The sequence below is a fragment of the Paenibacillus vini genome (genome assembly GCF_018403325.1).
Classification (GTDB): domain Bacteria; phylum Bacillota; class Bacilli; order Paenibacillales; family Paenibacillaceae; genus Fontibacillus; species Fontibacillus vini.
In genome coordinates, this window is sequence record NZ_BOSL01000001.1 from 486,844 (window position 1) to 506,650 (window position 19,807).

At 45.9% G+C, this 19,807-nt stretch carries 13 protein-coding genes; 10 read left to right on the forward strand and 3 right to left on the reverse strand.

Annotated elements, in window-relative coordinates; translation table 11 throughout:
* Positions 1–7: 7 nt before the first annotated feature.
* From KJS57_RS02235 to KJS57_RS02280, 10 genes are all read left to right on the forward strand, one after another.
* Positions 8–532: a hypothetical protein gene (locus KJS57_RS02235; RefSeq protein ID WP_213653609.1), complete on the forward strand. Its 525-nt coding sequence runs from the start codon at positions 8–10 to the stop codon at positions 530–532.
* A 272-nt stretch (positions 533–804) separates the two neighbouring features.
* Positions 805–2,841 carry a right-handed parallel beta-helix repeat-containing protein gene (locus KJS57_RS02240; protein ID WP_213653610.1) on the forward strand — a complete coding sequence of 679 codons (2,037 nt, stop codon included), beginning with the start codon at positions 805–807 and terminating at the stop codon, positions 2,839–2,841.
* 226 nt (positions 2,842–3,067) lie between these two features.
* Entirely contained in the window at positions 3,068–5,257 is a 2,190-nt protein-coding gene (locus KJS57_RS02245; RefSeq protein WP_213653611.1) for an NAD-dependent epimerase/dehydratase family protein, read from the forward strand.
* Positions 5,250–6,158 (forward strand): tetratricopeptide repeat protein, encoded by a 909-nt coding sequence (locus KJS57_RS02250; RefSeq protein WP_213653612.1) that lies wholly within the window; start codon positions 5,250–5,252, stop codon positions 6,156–6,158. The genes KJS57_RS02245 and KJS57_RS02250 overlap by 8 nt, the downstream gene beginning before the upstream one ends.
* Positions 6,142–7,977, forward strand: a complete 1,836-nt coding sequence (locus KJS57_RS02255) for a DUF2194 domain-containing protein (protein WP_213653613.1) — start codon at positions 6,142–6,144, stop codon at positions 7,975–7,977. The genes KJS57_RS02250 and KJS57_RS02255 overlap by 17 nt, the downstream gene beginning before the upstream one ends.
* A gap of 5 nt (positions 7,978–7,982) precedes the next feature.
* Positions 7,983–9,416, forward strand: a complete 1,434-nt coding sequence (gene pelF, locus KJS57_RS02260; RefSeq protein ID WP_213653776.1) for a GT4 family glycosyltransferase PelF — start codon at positions 7,983–7,985, stop codon at positions 9,414–9,416.
* On the forward strand, positions 9,397–12,531 hold the full coding sequence (pelG, locus tag KJS57_RS02265; RefSeq protein WP_213653614.1) for an exopolysaccharide Pel transporter PelG: 3,135 nt from the start codon (positions 9,397–9,399) through the stop codon (positions 12,529–12,531). Before pelF ends, pelG begins: the two co-directional genes overlap by 20 nt.
* 2 nt (positions 12,532–12,533) lie before the next feature.
* Complete coding sequence (locus KJS57_RS02270; protein WP_244861348.1) at positions 12,534–13,244, forward strand: polyphosphate polymerase domain-containing protein; 711 nt, start codon at positions 12,534–12,536, stop codon at positions 13,242–13,244.
* Positions 13,245–13,261: 17 nt separating this feature from the next.
* On the forward strand, positions 13,262–13,942 hold the full coding sequence (locus KJS57_RS02275; RefSeq protein WP_213653615.1) for a DUF4956 domain-containing protein: 681 nt from the start codon (positions 13,262–13,264) through the stop codon (positions 13,940–13,942).
* A 125-nt stretch (positions 13,943–14,067) separates the two neighbouring features.
* Positions 14,068–15,468 carry a sensor domain-containing diguanylate cyclase gene (locus KJS57_RS02280; protein ID WP_213653616.1) on the forward strand — a complete coding sequence of 467 codons (1,401 nt, stop codon included), beginning with the start codon at positions 14,068–14,070 and terminating at the stop codon, positions 15,466–15,468.
* A gap of 335 nt (positions 15,469–15,803) precedes the next feature.
* Here the strand turns inward: KJS57_RS02280 and KJS57_RS02285 are convergent, their stop codons facing one another.
* From KJS57_RS02285 to KJS57_RS02295, 3 genes are all read right to left on the reverse strand, one after another.
* Positions 15,804–16,472 (reverse strand): DUF559 domain-containing protein, encoded by a 669-nt coding sequence (locus KJS57_RS02285; RefSeq protein ID WP_211023002.1) that lies wholly within the window; start codon positions 16,470–16,472, stop codon positions 15,804–15,806.
* 98 nt (positions 16,473–16,570) lie between these two features.
* Positions 16,571–16,864: an FXYD domain-containing ion transport regulator gene (locus tag KJS57_RS02290; protein ID WP_213653617.1), complete on the reverse strand. Its 294-nt coding sequence runs from the start codon at positions 16,862–16,864 to the stop codon at positions 16,571–16,573.
* Positions 16,865–16,945: 81 nt separating this feature from the next.
* Complete coding sequence (locus KJS57_RS02295; RefSeq protein ID WP_213653618.1) at positions 16,946–19,612, reverse strand: putative bifunctional diguanylate cyclase/phosphodiesterase; 2,667 nt, start codon at positions 19,610–19,612, stop codon at positions 16,946–16,948.
* Between the last annotated feature and the right edge of the window lie 195 nt (positions 19,613–19,807).

Genomic DNA, 19,807 nt, shown 5'->3' on the forward strand with positions numbered 1-19,807 from the left:
CTAAGCAATGAGAAAATTAATGACGGTTTTGCTCCCCATATTCCTTGTCGTCGTAATGTCTTCGCTAACTACGTCCAGCTCTGGAGCCGCCAAGTCGGATAAGTCGCCGGATGTTGTCCGGGAATCGCAAAATTTAACGGTCTATATCGATCAGTTGGAACTTCGGCCGGACGGCGGTGTGCTCACGGTTGATCCTATAGAATGGTACTCCGGGAAGGAAGCCGAGGACGTGTTCGCCAAAATGGAACCGGATGCCGGCATCGACGGTCCGCCTGACGGCTATTATATCGTAAATGAGGACGACCGACTGGAGCGCTATCCGGTCGCTGCGAATGCCCAGGTCCTTATGCAAATCTATGATCATACAGGAAATCCCGAGGATGTCGATATTTCGTGGAATGAACAAATAAGCTTGGAGAAGCTGTTCAGCCTATTCCAGAACACCGGGGTTCTCGATGTAAGAGAGTTTCCGTATCATTTGACGATAGAGAACGGGCAGGTAACAAGCATCGTCCAGCAATACGTGCCTTAAGCAAGTATATTATTAGCGTGATTATGAAAGAATATAATGATAAGAATAGAAATCCCCTTTCTAGTAGACAAGAATATGAAGACATCTGTCAGGATGGTCTTCCTTGTTGAGTGGAAGGGGATTTTTCATTAGATATTGCTTACAACCGACGCTTGAACATGCAAAAATGTATTCGGTAATAAACCCGAATTTATTTCAGGCAAGTCATTGCCTATGGACAACTCTAAATGAGGATGGTATTTTCTAGGAAACAAAGAAGAGAGGTGTGAGAGATGGGAACTTTAAAGAGGTGGTTATCCGGAGCATTGTGCCTCGCCTTACTTCTATTTATCAATCATCCTGCTTCATTATATATAAGCGAATCCAATAGTGTATTTGCTGACGCAATGGGAACGGTCTACTATGTGGCTACGTCGGGAAATGACAACAATCCGGGAACTTTGTCGGCGCCCTGGCGAACTATCCAGAAAGCGTCGGATTCTGTCAGACCGGGTGATACCGTGTATGTTCGAGGTGGTGTATACAACGAATTCGTAAACATCAAAGTTTCCGGGTCGGCGGAATCCGGCCGGATTACGTTTCGAAATTATGAAAAGGAAACCCCGATTATCGACGGGACAGGGCTCTCGTTATCACGAAGTCAGGCCTTGGTGCAGCTTTCTAATGTTAATTTTGTTACAATCGCCGGCTTTGAAATTCGAAACTTATCCACGTCCAGCTCCTCAGCAGATCCGGCCGGTATTCGGGTAAAGGACGGAAGCAGCCAGATTGAAATACTGAATAATAATGTTCACCATATTGAGAATACCTCCAAAGATGGAAACGGGCACGGCATCCACGTACTTGGGAATACATCCAATGCAATTACAGGATTGGTGATCAGCGGAAATCAGGTCCATCATCTGATAACTGGAAAGAGCGAGTCGCTGACATTAAGCGGCAATATCGACGGGTTCTCGGTAACCAATAACCGGGTTTATGAGAATAACAATATCGGCATTGAACTAGCCGGATTTTATGGGGCTTGCTCTGGTTCATGCGTGGATCAGACTCGAAATGGGGTAGTTTCCGGGAATATAGTCTATCGCATCGATTCTTCCGGGAATAAGGCTTATGGAACCGGGATTCACGCTGCAGGTGGAATATACGCTGATGGCGCGACAAAGGTGATCATCGAGAGAAACGAGATTTACAATAGTGATTTTGGGATTGAACTTGCCAGTGAAAAGCGAGGAAAAACGACCAGCGGCATCGTTGTCAGAAATAATTATATTCACGACAACTACGGCGCCGGACTGATTATGGGAGGCTCAAGCTCGAGCAACGGCGGAGCGTCGCAGAACGTAATTGTGAACAACACTTTCGTGGAGAATGACAGTTTGGGACAAGGATATGGAGATATCACTCTGCAATGGAACAATACTGACAATCAGTTCAAAAACAACATTATTTTTAGTAATTCACGAAAGCTGTCGGTTAATAAACTGAATAGCAGCGGATCGAATAATCAATTTGATTATAATCTGTACTATAACTCGACAGGAACGGCGGGAAGCCAGTGGAAATGGGTAGGAAAGAGCTATAGCTCGCTGGCTTCCTACAAACAAGGTACGGGAAATGATACCCGTTCCTTGTTCGGAAATCCGCTGTTTGCGAATAAGGCGGCCCATGATATTCAGTTGAAAAAGGGGTCGCCTGCCATCGATAAAGGGTCGGCATTGAATCCAGGAGAACATGATCTGACGGGATCCGTCAGAATTCGGGGAGCAGCCATCGATATCGGAGCTGTAGAGTTCTCTGGGTCGAATATTGGCACTCCCGCTCCATCAATTACGATTGACGGCGATGCAGAGGACTGGAGCAAGATTCCAGTACATTCTACAGGATCTGGTAAAGCTTCGTCGATGAAGGCAGCAAAGGATGCCTCCTCTTTATATATTCTTGTTCAAGGGAGCGAGTTAACCACCAAGAGCCAGTTGTTCATTAATGCGGATAATAATATAAATACGGGATTTAAAGCGCCTTATTGGAAATCGAGCGGAGCGGATTATCTTCTCGAGAACGGCAGATTGTACCGGTATAACGGTTCGAATGGAACGGTTTGGAAGTGGGAATTTTTGAAGAGCTACTCGGATTCGCCCAATTATTTTCTCTCGGACGATCTATTGGAAGTCTACTTGCCTTGGAGTGACCTTGGAAAACTCACACAAAACAGTATTGTAAAAATAGGCTACGTATGGAACGACTCCGATAAGTATAAGTTGCCCAAGAGTGGAGATATGACCGCGGTTCAAGAGATTCTCAAATGAAACTGCTTTGCTCGTAAAACAGTTAAATGGACCTGAATAAATTGGCCCGGTTTTGGACGGATCAGGATATGTCTTTTTTCTGAAATCCGTCTGGAGTCGGGTTTTTTTAGTTAAAAATTGGTAGTGCATATTTAACATCTATGATATTATATGGATTCAAAGACAGTGACAAATATTACAAAATTGAAGATTTCAGTTGACGATCTCAGTAAGAAGAGGTGGTAGAATGAAAGTTTTAGTAACAGGCGGATATGGCTTTATCGGATCCCATGTTGCGGAAAGGTTTCATAAAGAGGGTTACGAGGTCTTTATTATCGATGACCTGTCATCCGGTAAACTGAACAATGTTAACTTCAAGCACCGGGGGTATCAGTTATCCGTCGAGGATCAAAAATGCGAGGAAATCTTCTCATCAAATCGATTTGATGCCGTCGTTCATCTGGCCGCACAGGTAAATGTGGCTACCTCTGTTGAGAATCCCAGGCAGGATGCCAAATCGAATGTCTTAGGTCTGATAAACATGCTCAGTCTGGCAAGTAAATATAGCGCCAAGAAGTTTATATTTGCCTCCTCAGCCGCGGTTTATGGAACAAGCGAGGATGTCCCTCTGCCGGAATCAGCACCATGCAACCCTATTTCGCCTTACGGAATGAGCAAATGGGTGGGCGAAACTTATTGTCAGAAGTGGAGAGATCTGTACGGCCTTGAAACGCTGTGTTTCCGGTTTTCCAATGTATATGGCCCGCGTCAGAACAGCATTGGAGAAGGTGGAGTAATTTCGATATTTGCAGACCGGATCATTGCAGGGCAAAACATACATATCCACGGCGATGGGGAGCAAACCCGGGATTTCATCTATGTAGAAGATATAGCCGATGCTATTTACAGGGCGTCGTATTCGCAGCTTATGGGCGTATATAACCTATCTACCCAAACAGAGACTTCTGTAAACAGTCTGATCAGATTGTTTGAAGAATTGCACGGGACGGAACCCGATCTGATTTATCAAGGTGCCAGAACCGGAGATATTCATAGGTCCGTGCTCAATAACGAAAATATTAAGAAGGATCTTGACTGGACGCCAATGTACGGGCTCAGGCAAGGTTTAACCAAAACGTACGAATGGTTTAGACAGCAACACTCCGCATCCCTTGAAATTACACACCAAGCACCAAACCCCACATCACGTACTCGCTATTTTATCCAAGTATTCAAACCCTATCTTGAGAATTTACTCGCTTTCATTTTGATATCTTGGCTCACTTTAAGTCAGTGGGATATGGCCTATTCATTCATTGACATCAAGATGTTCTACATAACCATCATCGGAATTATGTATGGCAATCGTCAGTCGATTATGGCTGTTGCGTTGTCCGTTTGTTTGTTGACCTATCAACGGCTGCTCAATGGGCATGAACTCGTCTCCATGCTGTACGATACGGACTTTTTCTTTCAAATTGCCATTTATTTATGCATCGGCCTCGTGGTCGGTTATGCGGTTGAACGCAAAAACGGTAAGATTGCCTCCCAAGATATCGAAATTAAAGAGCTTGGCGAGAAATACGAATTTCTTAACGGCGTGTACCGGGAGGTCCGGGAAGTTAAGAACGAGCTGCAACAGCGAATTATGAATAGCGGGGACAGCTTCGGCAAAATTCACTCGATTACTAAAGAATTGGACAGTTTGGAGCCGGATGAAATCTTTGTCTCCACGGTCAATGTGATCGAATCTATTATGAATACACGAGCCGTGTCTATTTATATCGCAAATTCGAATCGCGATTACTTAAGGCTGGTGGCGCATTCCATGAATATTGGTGAGGAAACGGCAAAATCGCTGAAAGTGGAGGAACATGATTATGTCGGTCGTGTGTTTCTCGGCGACCAGATTTATGTCAACCGGGAACTCAAACCTGGTGTTCCACTAATGGTCGCTCCGGTTCAAAGACGCGGCGAGACGGTAGCCATCATTGCATTGGACGATATTCCGTTCGAGAATTTTTCTTTGTATTATCAAAACTTGTTCAAGATTACGGTGGAACTGGTATCCTCCTCTCTATCGAGAGCGTTCTCTTATGTGGAGGCGACTGAAAGTTTGCGTTATGTGGAAGACTCTTCGATCCTGACGAATGAAGTGTTTCAGTCGATTCTGAGGAATAAGAGAATGGCCAAAGAGAAGCTTAACATCAATTACTCACTTCTGGTCCAAAGCGGTCACGTTGATTCACTCAGAGACTTTTCACATAAGCTTAAAGGCCTGCTGAGGGAAACGGATTATATCGGACTCGGAGCGGCGAATGAGCTGATGATTCTGTTATCGAATACGGGACCTGAGGACGTTGCACGGATTTTGGAACGGTTCGCGGAACGGAATATATTCTTGAAAATACTTGAAGAGGAAGTTACCTATGGTTGAGTGGCTGCTTATCGTATACATACTCATCTCGGGTATCTTGTTATGGGCGCGCTATCGCCAAACACCGCGTAACTGGATTCTGAGGTGGGTACTTGTCGCCGCATTCCCTCTGATCGGGTGGTTGTTTCCGGTGTTTTGGCCCAAATCATGGTTACGGCCGGCGAGTCCGGAGCAAATGGAGGAATTGTTCGAGCATGACGGGAAGGGGCAGCAGTTATCGGCGATCCAAATGGAGTTTAATTCCGCGGAGGAACTGAACGTGGTCTCTATTGAGGAGGCGCTATTGGTTAATGAGCATGCAGACCGGCGCAGAGTTATGATTCAAGTGCTGAAACAGGACGCCTTTAAGTACATGGATATTCTTAAAAAGGCAATCAGTAATGAAGATACCGAGACTTCTCATTATGCTGTGAGCGCCGTAATGGAAATCAAAAGAAAGCTGACTCTTTCCATGCAGGAGCTCTCCGTCCAATATGAATCGAATAAACAGGATCCAGCAGTGCTGCAGGCATACGGAGAAGTGCTGGATCAATATATGAATAGCGGGTTTCTGGATGAGAAGACGCTGAGAAACTATAGAGTCTCCTATATTCAAGTCCTGGATGAATTGATCGGAATTGATCCGGGGATGGAATCGGCTTATCAAGGGAAAATGGAGTCGGAGCTGGAGCTTGGGCTCTTGCGGGAAGCCGAGCGTACCGCGCAGTTGTACCTAGAGAGATTCCCGCAAAGCGAGGAGGCGTATCTTGGCTTGGTAAAGATTTACTATCATATGCGATCCTATGATAATGTACAAACCGTTCTGGAGTTACTGAAGAAATCGCCGCTTACACTTTCCAATCGGGCTTTAACGCTGGTGAGGTATTGGTCAGGAGGCGCCTACAGTGAAAGACGGATTTAATTTAAAACGAAACGTTTACGTCATCTTGGCTGCCGTTATCGTGTTGGCATTGGCGCTGCAAATTGCCCGTTCCCAGTATGTTCTGCAATTCAGCCGCAATGGTAGTATGGCGGAGGAACGGCAACTCCGCGTGGCGACTGCAGAGGAGATTCAGGCGCTGGAGTTCTCGGGTCCGGATTACTGCATCTTCTATGATTCCGAGGATGAATACAGTGTAAGTGTCAAGAATAACACGAGCCGGATGCTGCAGTACATGAAGAAGAAAACAGCGGTTACGGACACATCCTCAGGCTCAGCGATCCGTCTAGAGGGCTGTGTGGCTGCTATCATAACGAATCAACAACTGGATCCGATCGGAAACATATTGGCTGTTTCTGATTATGTGCAACAGGGTGGTTATGTGCTGTTTACAAGCCAGTTGGAGACAGACTCTGCCTTTTATCAATTATATCGGAAATTAGGCATCGTTTCGGTGGGGGGGACTTATCCTGCTAAAGGGATTGAGCTGAATTCCAATATATTAATCGGAGAAAAGGGCTATAAGTCGAATGATCCCTATTTCGTAAACATCTCTAACGTGGTTGAAATCGACGGGAGATCAGAATTACTGGCGTCGGCGATGGACGGCAATCCGCTGATCTGGAGAACGGAATACGGCGACGGCGCATTCCTGGTTATGAACGGGACGATGCTGCAGGAGAAGGTGAACCGTGGGTTATTCTCAGGGGCGATCAGCATGCTGGAACCGGATTATATTTACCCGGTTTTTAATTCTAAGCTGATCTATATCGACGATTTTCCTTCTCCCATCCCGGAAGGGAGCGTGCCTTCCATCTATGACGTCTATCACAAGGATATCAAGCAATTTTATAGGGAGATCTGGTGGCCTGACATGCTGAAGGCTGCCAAGAGAGCCGGGTTAAAGTATACGGCGGGAATTATTCAATCTTATCAGAACGATGTGGAAGGACCTTTCCAATATCCTGCGGACGAAGATCGTTACAATTTGATTTCGTACGGGCGGGAGGTCATTAAAAGCGGTGGTGAAATTGGAATTCACGGCTATAACCATCAGTCCCTGCAGATGGATCTGCGAATTGCGGATTATTACGAGTATAAGGTCTGGAAGTCCCAAGAGAAGATGGAGCAAGCCGTAGCCGAGGTGCTGGAATTTGCGCATCGCGCCTTTCCTAATTACCAGATTATGTCCTATATTCCTCCTTCCAATATGCTGGATTCGGTAGGACGCGAAGCCTTGAAGCAGGCTTGGCCCAATTTAACGGTCATTTCTTCTTTGTACGAAGAAGATATTAACAAGGTGTCTTACGTTCAAGAATTCGAGGTCGCTCCGGACGGAATTATTGAAATGCCGAGAATTTCTTCAGGTTATATGGATTCTCCATTCGAACAGTGGGCGGAGGCAAACGCGATTACCTCTCTCGGGTTCTACTCACACTTTATTCACCCTGACGATATCCTCGATGAAATGAGAGGCCAAAGTTTATCGTGGGAGGAATTGTATAAGGGATTTACATTGAAATTGGAGCGACTCCGGACGACTTATCCGTGGCTCCGGGCCATGACTTCCACAGAAGCTGCCTTGGATATGGAGGATGTACTGGGCTCCACAGTGAGTTGGGAGAAGGGCGCAAACAGCATTAAGGGAGAAGTATCCCACCTTGAGCAGGATAATTTCTTCATTTTGCGGACTGAGCGCCGTATAGGCCGGCTTCAGAATTGTACTGTAACAAAAATCGACGATCAGGTATTTCTAGTGACAGTGACCGAGGACAAATTTGAAATAGGATTGGGCGATTGAACATTATGAGAATTTGTATAATAGCCGAGGGATCGTATCCCTATATCACCGGAGGGGTGTCCAGCTGGATTCATAGTTTGACGTCGCAGTTGGCGGAACATGAATTCATTATTTATTCGATTGGGGCACAGAGCAAAAATCGGGGAAAATTCAAATATCAGCTTCCGGCCAATATCATCGAGGTGAAGGAAGTGTTTCTGGATGCCTATCTGGATGAAACGGGCGAATGGGGAAGCCGATTCCGGATTAGCAAGCAGGAAGAAGAGATTTTGAGTTCGCTAATCAGCGGCAGGGCGACAGTGGATTGGGGGGGATTTTTTGATTTGATTCGCTCCCGCCAATTTCACCATACGGCTGATTTTTTGTCCAGTAAGAACTATTTCGATATGGTTGAGGAGATTTGCCGGACGGAGTATGAACTGGTGCCGTTTACCGAAATGTTTTGGACGATTCGTTCGATGATCCTCCCGCTTTTTCTTACGATTCGAAACGAAGTTCCCGAGGCGGATATCTATCATAGCGTCTCGACCGGTTATGCAGGTGTTATTGGAACGCTGGCCAAGCATCTGTATGGAAAACCGCTTATTTTGACGGAGCACGGCATTTATTCACGGGAACGGGAAGAGGAAATCATTAAGGCGGATTGGGTAAAGGGATATTTTAAAGATTTATGGATCAAGTATTTCTATACCTTGTCGAGCAGTATTTATGAAGCGGCGGACCAAGTGGTTACCTTGTTTAACCGCAATAAGGAAATTGAAATGGAACTTGGCTGCGACGGTTCGAAGATCGCCATCATTCCGAATGGAGTCCACATAGATAGCGGCTATACCAATAATCAAAATTCGGATGAACAAACGATAAGAATCGGGGCTGTTGTCCGCGTTGTTCCGATCAAAGACATCAAGACGATGATCCAAAGCTTTGCTTTGATTAAACGCGAGGTGCCGAATGCCACATTGACCATCATGGGTCCAACAGAAGAGGACGACACCTATTTCCAAGAGTGTCTTCAAATGGTGGAATCTCTTCAGGTTAAGGATATCGAGTTTACAGGTGAAGTCAAAGTGAAGGATTATTTGGGGCATATGGATATTCTCCTGCTTTCCAGTATTAGCGAAGGACAGCCTTTGGCTGTATTGGAGGGCATGGCCAGCGGCAAGCCGTTCGTATCCACAAACGTGGGTAGTTGCAAGGAACTTCTCTATGGAGTTGATGACGGCATCGGGCCTGCCGGTTTCGTAGTACCCGTCATGCATTATGAATTTATGGCCCAGCGGGTTATCGAACTTTGCAGGAGCCGGGAACTTCGGGAAGAGATGGGGAGAAACGCGTTACAAAGAGTGACGCTTCATTATCAGCACCACGACTTTATTGAAAATTACCGAAATTTATACGCTTCTTTGAAGGAGGTGCGTTATGGCCGGCATCGGGTTTGAATTAAGAAAATTGTTTCGTGAACAAGGACTTCTCAACAACGTAAAGGCCTATGCCTTCTCAGCCTTAACTACTGTCGGGCCCATGATCCTAAGCATGTTTCTGATTGTAGTGCTGCAACGGTTGATGACCTTCAATGAGGCGAGCTACTTGGATTGGGAATTGTACATTGCCACGGTGCAATACGCCTTCATATTCTCGATTATTATTACGAGCGGTTTATCTATGGTATTGACCCGGTATATTGCGGATATGATCTTCCAAAAGAAATATGACCGGATCCTATCGTCTTATTATGGGGCCTTAGCCGTGTGTCTTCCTTTCAGCGGATTAACGGCCTGGCTCTTTCTTCGGGGCGTAGCGGCGACTCAGGGTTATAAATTAGCCGCGTATTTATTTTTTATGATTCTGGTAGTGATCTGGTTTCAGTCGGTTTATTTGTCGGCTCTCAAGGATTACGTAAGAATAGTGCGAACCTTCGCTGTTGGAGTGTTAGTCTCGGTAGTCGCAGGCTGGATTCTGCTAAGTTATACGGAAATAAACCCGGCAACGGCGGCATTGGTCGCCATTGATGTTGGATTCGTGCTAATCGCACTGTTGTCATCCTTTCATTTTGAACAGGTATTTCCAGCGAGACAGGAGCGGCTTTATTTTGCTTTCTTCTCGTATTTTAGGAAGTATCCGTCCTTGTTCTTTATCGGCACATTTATGTATGCCGGGATCTATGTTCACTGCTTTGTGTACTGGTTTAGCTCTAAGGGGACGCTGGTTAGAGATCAATTTTGGACGTCGCCGTTTTATGACTTGCCGGTATTTTATGCTTTTGTTTCGGTCATTCCCACCTTGGTCACCTTCGTGGTCTCTGTGGAGACCCGCTTTTATGAGAAATTCAGAACGTATTACAATCAGGTAATTCATGGCGGAACTTATCAGGAGATGAGCAGGGCCAAGAAGGAGATGCAGAGAACCTTGATGCTGGAAATCAGCTTTCTGACCGAAGTGCAGTTGTTGTTTACGATAATCTCGCTTGCGCTGGGAATGAAATTCCTGCCGGGAACGGGATTTACGATGGAGCAGATCGATATCTTTACGATTCTGGCCCTTGGTTATTTCCTATTCATCATCATGTTCGTCCTATTGCATTTGTTAATGTACTTTGATGATCGCAAAGGAGTTCTTTGGATTAGCCTATTGTTCGTCGTTCTGAACGTGGCCATTTCTTATGCGACTTATAAAACAGACAGTGACGGATTAGGGATGTTTATCGCCTCCTTTTTAGGGTTGGCTGCGGCGATCTACAGGCTGATGCAAGTGCTTGGCAATATTGATTACTTTACCTTCTGTATGCAGCCCATGCACACTATGCGGCCAAAGAACCAGACATTCCGCAAAATTCCCGGAAAGTCGCTCTCTATTATTGTTTCGGTCTCGCTACTCGCTGTTTTGCTGAGCGCTTGTACAGCAACATCATCAATTGATTCCGGCACTGTCTCGGGCGAAGCGGTAGCAGCCTCCGTCGTCGGGTCGGAGAAGATGGAGCAGGATATCAGTCGTCTTCAAGAAGATAAGCGGGTTTATGAACGGGATGAAGATTCTTCGATAAAAGCGTTGTATGTAACGGTTCTGCCGCAGAACCAGGAGAAAGCGAAGACCGGGCTCAATTGGTATGCATTGAATCGGATTACCGATCATTACAGTCAGGATAATATGAAGGTCATTGTTCAGGAGGGGGCCGTCGACGGCAGCGGACCGCAGCAGGGGATGTTCGGTTACGGAATCAGCGAGTTCAACGGCAAAATTAGTCTGCGTGGTAATACGGCTCGGTATGCTTCGCAGAAGTCTTATAAGATTCGCCTGAATGAAGAAGCGGGAACCTGGTTGAACCAGCGGACGATTAATTTGAACAAACATGCCTTTGACTTCTCAAGAATTCGCAATAAACTGACGTTCGACCTCTTGGAGAAGGTTCCGGATATCACCAGTTTGAGAACTCAATTCGTCCATCTGTATGTGAAGGACTTATCCGAAGGGGCTAATCCTGGCGGCTACGAAAATTACGGACTCTATACTCAAATCGAACAACCGAATGAAATGTTTTTAAAATCGCATTGGCTTGACCCTTACGGTCAGCTTTATAAAGTAGCCTTCTTCGAATTTTTTCGTTACCCGGATCAAATCAAAGAACTATCGGACCCAGGGTATGACAAGGCAGCTTTTGAGTCGATTCTCGAGATTAAAGGATATGAGGACCATGACAAGCTTATTGCTATGCTGAACGATGTCAACGATATGTCGATACCTATTGATAAAGTTATTGAAGAGCATTTTGATTTGGATAATTACCTGACCTGGCTGGCCGTAAATATATTGACGGACAATATGGATACGGACGCGAATAACTTCTATCTGTATTCTCCTTTAAATTCGGACAAATGGTACTTTCTCCCGTGGGATTATGACGGGGCTTGGGGTGTCCAGCGAATGGAGAAGAGTATCAGTGATTACCAGAACGGGCTCAGTAACTATTGGGGAAGCGTACTTCACAATCGTTATTTCCGAAGTGAGGCTCATATTCAGCAGCTCAAGGATAAGATCGAAGAAGTGTCCAAATACATTAATAAGGATACGGTGACGGCCCAAATGGAGCTTTATGAAGGTACGGTCAAACCTTATTTGGAAAGCGCACCTGATATTAAGTTTCTGCCGCAAATGACGAGCCGACTATCGGAGGAGATGGAGTATATCGCCCAGGTTCCGGAGATGGGGAAAAAGCTGTTTCTAGAAGATTTGGAGAAGCCTAAGCCATTTTATTTGGACGATGTGAAGACCGAAGCCGACGGTAAACAGACGTATAGTTGGGGGTTGTCTTATGACTTCCAAGGGGATGACCTTCTATATGACTTATCCGTAGCTAAAGACCCTGAATTTACTCAGGTTGTCACTACTAAAAAGGACCTTTCTAATAATACTGTCACGCTGGACGGGCTGCCGAAAGGAATCTATTACTGGAAGGTAATCGTGCGTGATACTCAGGGGCATTCGCAGATCGCCTTCGACAAATATTTCGATACTGAGGAACAGCCCTATTATGGAATAAGGGAATTTGAGGTGGAATAACTGTGCAATTTCAAGGAAGAAAGCTGCGTCATGAATTCAAATATTATTTGAACACACACGAATACCTTTCTCTCAGCCAAAAGGCCGCGGCGTTGCTTCGGATGGATAGCCATTCGCCCGGCCGGGAGGGCTACGGCATACGCAGCCTGTATTTCGACGGGGTTCATGACCATTCGTTGCACGATAAGAACAATGGAGTTTTTGCGCGAGAGAAGTACAGGATCCGCATATATAACGGAAGTAAGGACCATATTTCTTTGGAGCGGAAAAGTAAGTACGGTGATTATGTTTGTAAGGATGCAGCCCGGCTAACACACAGGGAATACGAGTCTATCATGAACGGAGACGCAGAAATTCTCTCAAAGAGGGAAGAAGCGTTGGTACAGCAATTTCGGACAGCGTTGGTGCATCGAGCGTTTCGCCCCGTTGTAATCGTCGATTATATTAGGGAAGCTTATGTATACGATCTGGGTAATGTAAGAATTACCTTTGATAAAATGCTATCGGCAGGTGTTAATACCGTAGACTTGTTTGACGACGCCATGGTGTTAAGAGAAGCGATTATGGGCCCGCTGACCATTATGGAAGTGAAGTACGACTCATTTTTGCCCGTTCATGTCCGTCAAATCATTGAGACGGAAAAACATGTCCGTTCTTCTATTTCAAAGTATGTCATTTGTCGGGAAGCCCGGTATCGGCACTTTAAAGAATAATTACAGGGGGAAACAAAGTGGGAGATAACCTGAATTTTGATAACATTATCAAAAAGAGCGTTCTAAATCTGGAGGCTTTTCGTAATATATCTTATATTGACGTTTTTTTAGGACTTCTATGTGCTTTTATTATCGGGATGTTTATTTTTTGGGTTTATAAAAAGGCATTTCGAGGAGTTGTATATAGTTACAACTACAATGTATCCTTTGTTCTAATGACGATGATTACAGCATTGGTCATCATGACGATCAGTACGAATATCGTGCTTTCGCTCGGAATGGTAGGGGCCTTGAGCATCGTGAGATTCCGGAACGCTGTAAAAGACCCTCTGGATATCGTATATATGTTTTGGGCTCTTGCGGCAGGAATTGCATCGGGGGCGAAGTTGTATCCGATTGCCTTATTCGGTTCGTTACTAATTGGAGTGACCTTGTTATGGCTATCTCGCCGCAAAATCAGAGAGCAGCCTTTCCTGCTGATCATCCGCCACACAGAAGAGGCTGCGAATGAGGTTAGGGAGCAACTGCGCAAGTTACCGTATCGCCTAAAGTCAAAAACGGTAAGAAGGGAATTTACCGAACTTACGGTTGAACTGCGACTTAGGGACGACAATACGGCGTTCCTTCATTCGATTTCCGATATTAATGGAGTTCAGGATGCTTCTTTGATCAATTATTCCGGTGATTACGCTCAATAAGGCAGATAAAACTGCTGAAAATCATAATTTTTCACAAAACAGTACCCTTATAATTCCCAAAGGTGTAATATGGAAGTAAGAAAATCTAGTTCTTTATTACTATTTTTGGAGACGTGAATTAGATTATGAACAGGGAACAAGAAATTCACCGGCGAAATGTATTGATACTGAAGCTGCTGTGGGGCTTCTATGCAATTTCTCTAGTGGTAAATCTGGTTGTGGACCAGAGCATCTATGTCCTATATCCCCCCGTCGGCCTGGGGCTGGGTATTGTTTTGCTGCTGCTTGTGGCAAGCAAACGTTTCTCGGAACTGACGATGTTTTTGATGATTACTTCGTTATATGTGTTTTTGCTGGCGCTTACTTTAAACTATCCTTATTTGGTCAACTTCATTTTTCTAGGCCTGATTCCTTTGTTTGCTTTAATATATCTTGATTATCGGGCTGTCTTACTCGCTGGTGCTTTGTACCTTGCAACCGCTATTTATATGTTCAATGTGCTGCACGATGAAATGTTTGCGGGAGTTGACCGCAGCGATATTGCCTATGTCGTCGTTTTTGGATTGTTTGCAACCGCATTCTGTCTCTATTTCACCAAATTCATCAAATCTCTCTGGCTGAAGGCAGAACAGAGCGGCAGTCAACTCCGCAACATTTTGGAGAATGTTGAAATCGCCACCTGGTCATATCATTTGAGCGGAGGCGTCATGCAGCTGTCCGAAGGTATCATTCATATTACCGGAATGCCTGCGGAAGCTTTTGAGGGCGACTATCGGATGTTGACAGATATTGTATTGCCTGAGGACAAATCGCGGATTATGAAGGCCCAAAAAGAAATGGTTTTGGACAAGAAAAGCGTTACGGTAGAATGTCGGATTGTCCGCAGCGATGGAGAGTACCGGTGGACGCAGATCCGGGGGAACCCCTTTTTTAACAGTACCGGGCATCTTGAGCGATTAGCGGGAGTTATAATAGACATAACAGAGCGGAAGAGGCTGGAGGAACAGGTAGAATACCTGGCCTACCATGATGAACTGACCGCCTTGCCCAACCGGGCCATGTTCAATATGCGGTTTGAACAATACATAAATGAAGGTATGAATCCTCTAACGATTATGTTTATCGATCTGGATAACTTCAAAGAGGTGAATGATGCTTTTGGCCATAGTGCTGGTGATTTACTTTTGAGGGGAATTGCCGAAAGATTGACCGGACATATTCGGGATACCGATATGGTATGCAGGCTTGGTGGAGACGAGTTCTTACTGCTGCTAACCCACAGCGATTCGACGCATGCGTCCAAGGTAGCAGAGCGGATCATTTCAAGTCTTTCCATTCCTTTCAATTATCAAGGCTATTCACTCATCGCTACGCCAAGTATAGGGATTTGCGTATATGAGGGCGGTCCATGTGATTTGGACCAGCTTATCCGGGAAGCCGACGAGGCGATGTATGAAGCGAAACGGGAAGGTCGCAACCGGTATTTTATACATTCGGCTCTTTCCAGTATGAGTTCATATCCTTGAATTATCAATTGACCCAGTTTTAGCTCAGCAAGTTGAGCTGAAACTGGGTCTTTTTGGGTTGGGTCGTGCTAGATCATATGCATTATTCTAGTTCGCGCTAAGCCACGCTATGCAGATGAGAAATTGATGCGATAGTGCAGCTATTATTCCCGAATTGGGCCGTAAGAGAAGAATTTCTGCATTTATACAGGATTTCCAAGCACAACCGCAGTAAAAGGAGCCATTTTAATAAAAATGATGTATTTTTGCAGAAATGCTCTACGATACAAGAATTAATCGGATTGAAGGATGTATAATTGCAGTATTTATCCTCCAATTCTACTCCATAATCCGGTTTATAATCTCGACAAGGCATGGGGCTGTAGCTCGTATCTGACGACATATTTTCCTTCTGCTCCGGTTACAGGAGAGAGTAGCCCTTCCAAACATAGAGAATGCAGAATTCGCACTGCTGTTCGATGGTTCACACTTAAATGGGTTTCCACATCGATAGGACGAACAGGACGCGCAAGAAGACAGGCCAACCGTAGGGTTTCTCGTTCCGCTACAGTTCTGATACTGACGGGGGAAGTTTCCGGGTGAAAACGACTTAGCACCATTCTTAGTAAAGTAATACATAGGTCAGGCCGATGAGCGACGTCGTCGTAGGCAAAAGAGATAACATGAAACCCCAAAGCCGTCAGAAATGTTTCCCTATTCAATTCATAACAATACTTTTGCCTGTCCATATCCCGAACATGCGCCCCGAAACCCTTGATTTCAATGACTAGCTTTATATGCTCGGTGAGAAATACAAAATCGCAGAAATAGGAAAATCCACGCCAATCCAGTACTTCGTATTCCGGATGCAATCCGGAAAAGTCTCCCCGTAGTGGCCACCAGACGTTGCTGCAAAATAGTTTTTCAGCTTCACGGTGACCTCGCTCCAAGCGGCCTTTACGTTCTCCGGTCCGACTTTGTAAATGATGCTTAACATAAGCTGCATGTGCGGTCTCAAAACTCATACGATATCCCTCCTAAAAAAGATAAAACGCCCCATCTTCACTCTTATGGAATGAATCGGGGCGTTCTTCGCCATTTTGGATTATTATATTGGATTATTCTATCGCTCCCCATTATTCTTGCGGTCATAATAAATCGCGCCGAGCCACTGACTGGCGGCGAACAGCACAAACATTCCAAGCACGAGCAGGAAACGGTTGTCCCCTTTGCGTAAAATAAACTGCATGAGGAACAGAACCACGGCGATCTCCGTCCACATCAGTCCCCGCTTGCGGAGCGCCTTATAATCATAGGTGCCCGTTCTTAATTTACGCAGATTGATCCAGGCGAGGATTACTAGAATAAGGAAAAAGATCAATGAGCCGATAAGATCTTCTCTTTGGAATGAACCCATTAGCTGATACCTCGCTTTATTGTAGGATGAGTGCCGTTGTAAGCATTGTATCTTATGAGAGATAGCCCCGCAATTCAGTATTCATGGGATCTGGATCAAAGCAGATCCGTCCCATTGCCGAACGAACGAGGAGAATTCCTGACTAGGCAGCGGCTTGCTGAAATAATAGCCCTGGAATTGGTCGCACTCCAGCTCGGTCAAGTATCTAAGTTCATCCGGCGACTCGATCCCTTCGGCCACGACCCGCAAATCCATATGATGGCCGAGCTCGATGACCGCACGAACGATGGATGACTTCTTCGAATCCTCCACCAGGCCTTGAATGAAGGAACGGTCCAGCTTCATTTCGTTGATCGGCAGACGGTCCAATTGACTGAGCGAGGAATAGCCGGTACCGAAATCGTCCATCGAGATATGAATGCTCATCTTGCGCAGGTCTTCCATGACCTGTACACCGTACTCGACATTATGGATCAGCGTGCCCTCGGTAATCTCCAGGACAAGGCATTCCGGCGCCAGGCCCGTTTCATTAAGGATGCGGGTAATCATCGGAATAAGATTGCTTTGATAAAAATGTCTCGCCGATATATTTACCGCTACCGGAAACTTGGCGAGTCCTTGGGATTGCCACGATTTATTTTGCCGGCAGGCTTCGCGAAGCACCCATTCGTCGATGTCGAGGATGGTTCCCGAGTTTTCCGCCAGAGGAATGAATTTCGCCGGCGAAACGACGCCAAAGTCCGGGTGCATCCAGCGGATCAGCGCCTCGGCGCCGATTACTTCGCCGCTTCCCGCATCGATCTTAGGCTGATAATACAGCGTGAATTGCCCGCCGTGCAGCGCACTTTTCAAATCGTTCTCGAGCTGCATATTTTCCGCGCGCTGATTTTCGATCAGGCTGTCATAAAAATGGTAGAATCCATCGCCCTGTTCCTTTGCAACATACATAGCAATATCCGCGTTGCGCATAATCTGATCCATTTCGTCGCCGTCGAACGGAAATACGCTGATCCCGACGCTTACGGACATATATAAGCTTCTTCCGTTAATATCAAATGGCTCATCCAGACAGTCACAAATGACTTGGGCGGTCCGCTGAACATCCGAAATATTCTCATAATGCAGGACGAACAGGAACTCGTCCCCGCTTAGCCGGAATACTTTGCATTGTTCGGAAACGATGCCGGAAAAGCGGCCGGCGACCTTATTCAGGAGTCTGTCTCCCACGGTATGGCCCAGCGTGTCATTGACCTGCTTAAAGCGGTTCAAGTCGGCAAACATCACGGCAAAAGGCAAAGTGCGGTCAGAGTTGTCAAGATCCAGCGATTTGGTGTACTCCAAAAAGTGCAACCGGTTAGGCAGGCCGGTCAGCTCGTCATAGTAGGCGAGGCTGTGCAGCTTCTTTTCCGATTGCTGCAGACGGTTGGTTTGTTCTTTTAACAGCAGATTGTTATGCTCGGAATCCTGGACCATATGTACAAGCTTGATCGACATTCCCCGGAAATTGCGGATCAGCGACCGAATCTCATAAATCCGGCTTTTTGGCCATTCCGTCTTGTGGGCGGTGAATAGTTTTCCCGGCAGATTCGTGGTCAGTGCCGTCAGTCCAGTCAAACCCCGTAACAGCTGGCGGTTTATGATTTGGCCAACAATAGCTGCGCTAATAAAGAAGAGAATCAGGAACGCAAATTGGCCTGTGTACTGCCCGTAGACTTGCTCTTGATAATGCCGCATAGGCACCAGAACCGTCAGGTGCAAGGGCAGCGGGCCCAGATCCGTATTGTAAATATAGTCGGCTTCATGCCATTCCTGATCAGGCAGAATCCGGGCCTTTTTCTCAGGAACGTGCAAGTAAAAGTTATCTTGAATTTTATAGTCCGAATCGGCGGGTTCAAAACGAGCCAAAGCCGCGGCATTGTCGTTGTTTCCGCTATCCGCGAGCACTTCCCCGGATAGGCTGGTAATGATGATCCGATATTGGTCTTCGGACGCGTACCGCTGGGCAAGAGTTTGCAAATTTCGGGCTTCCGGCGTGTCCGGGGATGTTAGCTGCATAGTATTCGCTTCAAAGTTTCGTATTTCCTCGTAGATGTGTCTCCCGGTGTTTGAGGCAAGCTGAAGCGAATAGTTGGACAACGAGGCATACGTATTCCAGCTATTATTGACGATGTAGAACAGAAAGGGCAGGGCGATCGAAACGATCATAATATGGAAAAGAACCGTGCTGAAATAAAGCGGTCTTTGTTGAAAGGCTAAGCCCTTTTTTAGCCGTCGATTAGGCAGGTACCTCCACAAAATATCCGCGAACAGAACATTGAACAATCCGTTGGCCGCCAATATAATGACCATCAGACCAATTTCTATAGAGATGGTTTGATAGGTAAGATAATAAACGCACAGCATGGCAGGGGCACCGATTAACAGCCAAAACAGGCCGTCCGCCAGAACTATCCGGTCCCGCTTGGACCAGCGCATCAGCAAGCCGAGTACGATCAATTCCAGAAGGAATATAGCTTGGGAATACGGCTTGTCCCAAACAAATATGGATACGGCATAAACGGCGGTCGCAGCGGAGAATCCGTAAATGGTTCCATAATACCGGGTGAGCAGCAATAGTACCATATTCGTAAAAGTCAGCGATAATCCGAAGATAAGGTGCAACTCGTGAGACTCACAAAACAGAGCGAGCGCTAGTCCTGCCAGAAATAAAGCCGGCAGAAGTAGAGACGATAATCTCTTTAGCGTCATACCTGACGATCCCCCTATAGCGAAAAGTGGTGAGAGTAATGGTTAGATTCAGGTGAGTAGGAGATAAGAGGTACAAAGTGTTACGATGCAGTGCTTAGTACCTAACTTCTTTCTACACAAACCCGGAATATCCTTTATTTTCTGACAATTCAAATGGAAAACACTTCCGATTGGGATTGTCAAGGACTTTTAAAA

Bases quoted from the DNA above. Each gene is read 5' to 3' on its own strand.
- KJS57_RS02235 (WP_213653609.1), top strand. From the start codon at position 8: ATGAGAAAATTAATGACGGTTTTGCTCCCCATATTCCTTGTCGTCGTA.
- KJS57_RS02240 (WP_213653610.1), top strand. From the start codon at position 805: ATGGGAACTTTAAAGAGGTGGTTATCCGGAGCATTGTGCCTCGCCTTA.
- KJS57_RS02245 (WP_213653611.1), top strand. From the start codon at position 3,068: ATGAAAGTTTTAGTAACAGGCGGATATGGCTTTATCGGATCCCATGTT.
- KJS57_RS02250 (WP_213653612.1), top strand. From the start codon at position 5,250: ATGGTTGAGTGGCTGCTTATCGTATACATACTCATCTCGGGTATCTTG.
- pelF (WP_213653776.1), top strand. From the start codon at position 7,983: ATGAGAATTTGTATAATAGCCGAGGGATCGTATCCCTATATCACCGGA.
- pelG (WP_213653614.1), top strand. From the start codon at position 9,397: ATGGCCGGCATCGGGTTTGAATTAAGAAAATTGTTTCGTGAACAAGGA.
- KJS57_RS02280 (WP_213653616.1), top strand. From the start codon at position 14,068: ATGAACAGGGAACAAGAAATTCACCGGCGAAATGTATTGATACTGAAG.
- KJS57_RS02285 (WP_211023002.1), bottom strand. From the start codon at position 16,472: ATGAGTTTTGAGACCGCACATGCAGCTTATGTTAAGCATCATTTACAA.
- KJS57_RS02290 (WP_213653617.1), bottom strand. From the start codon at position 16,864: ATGGGTTCATTCCAAAGAGAAGATCTTATCGGCTCATTGATCTTTTTC.
- KJS57_RS02295 (WP_213653618.1), bottom strand. From the start codon at position 19,612: ATGACGCTAAAGAGATTATCGTCTCTACTTCTGCCGGCTTTATTTCTG.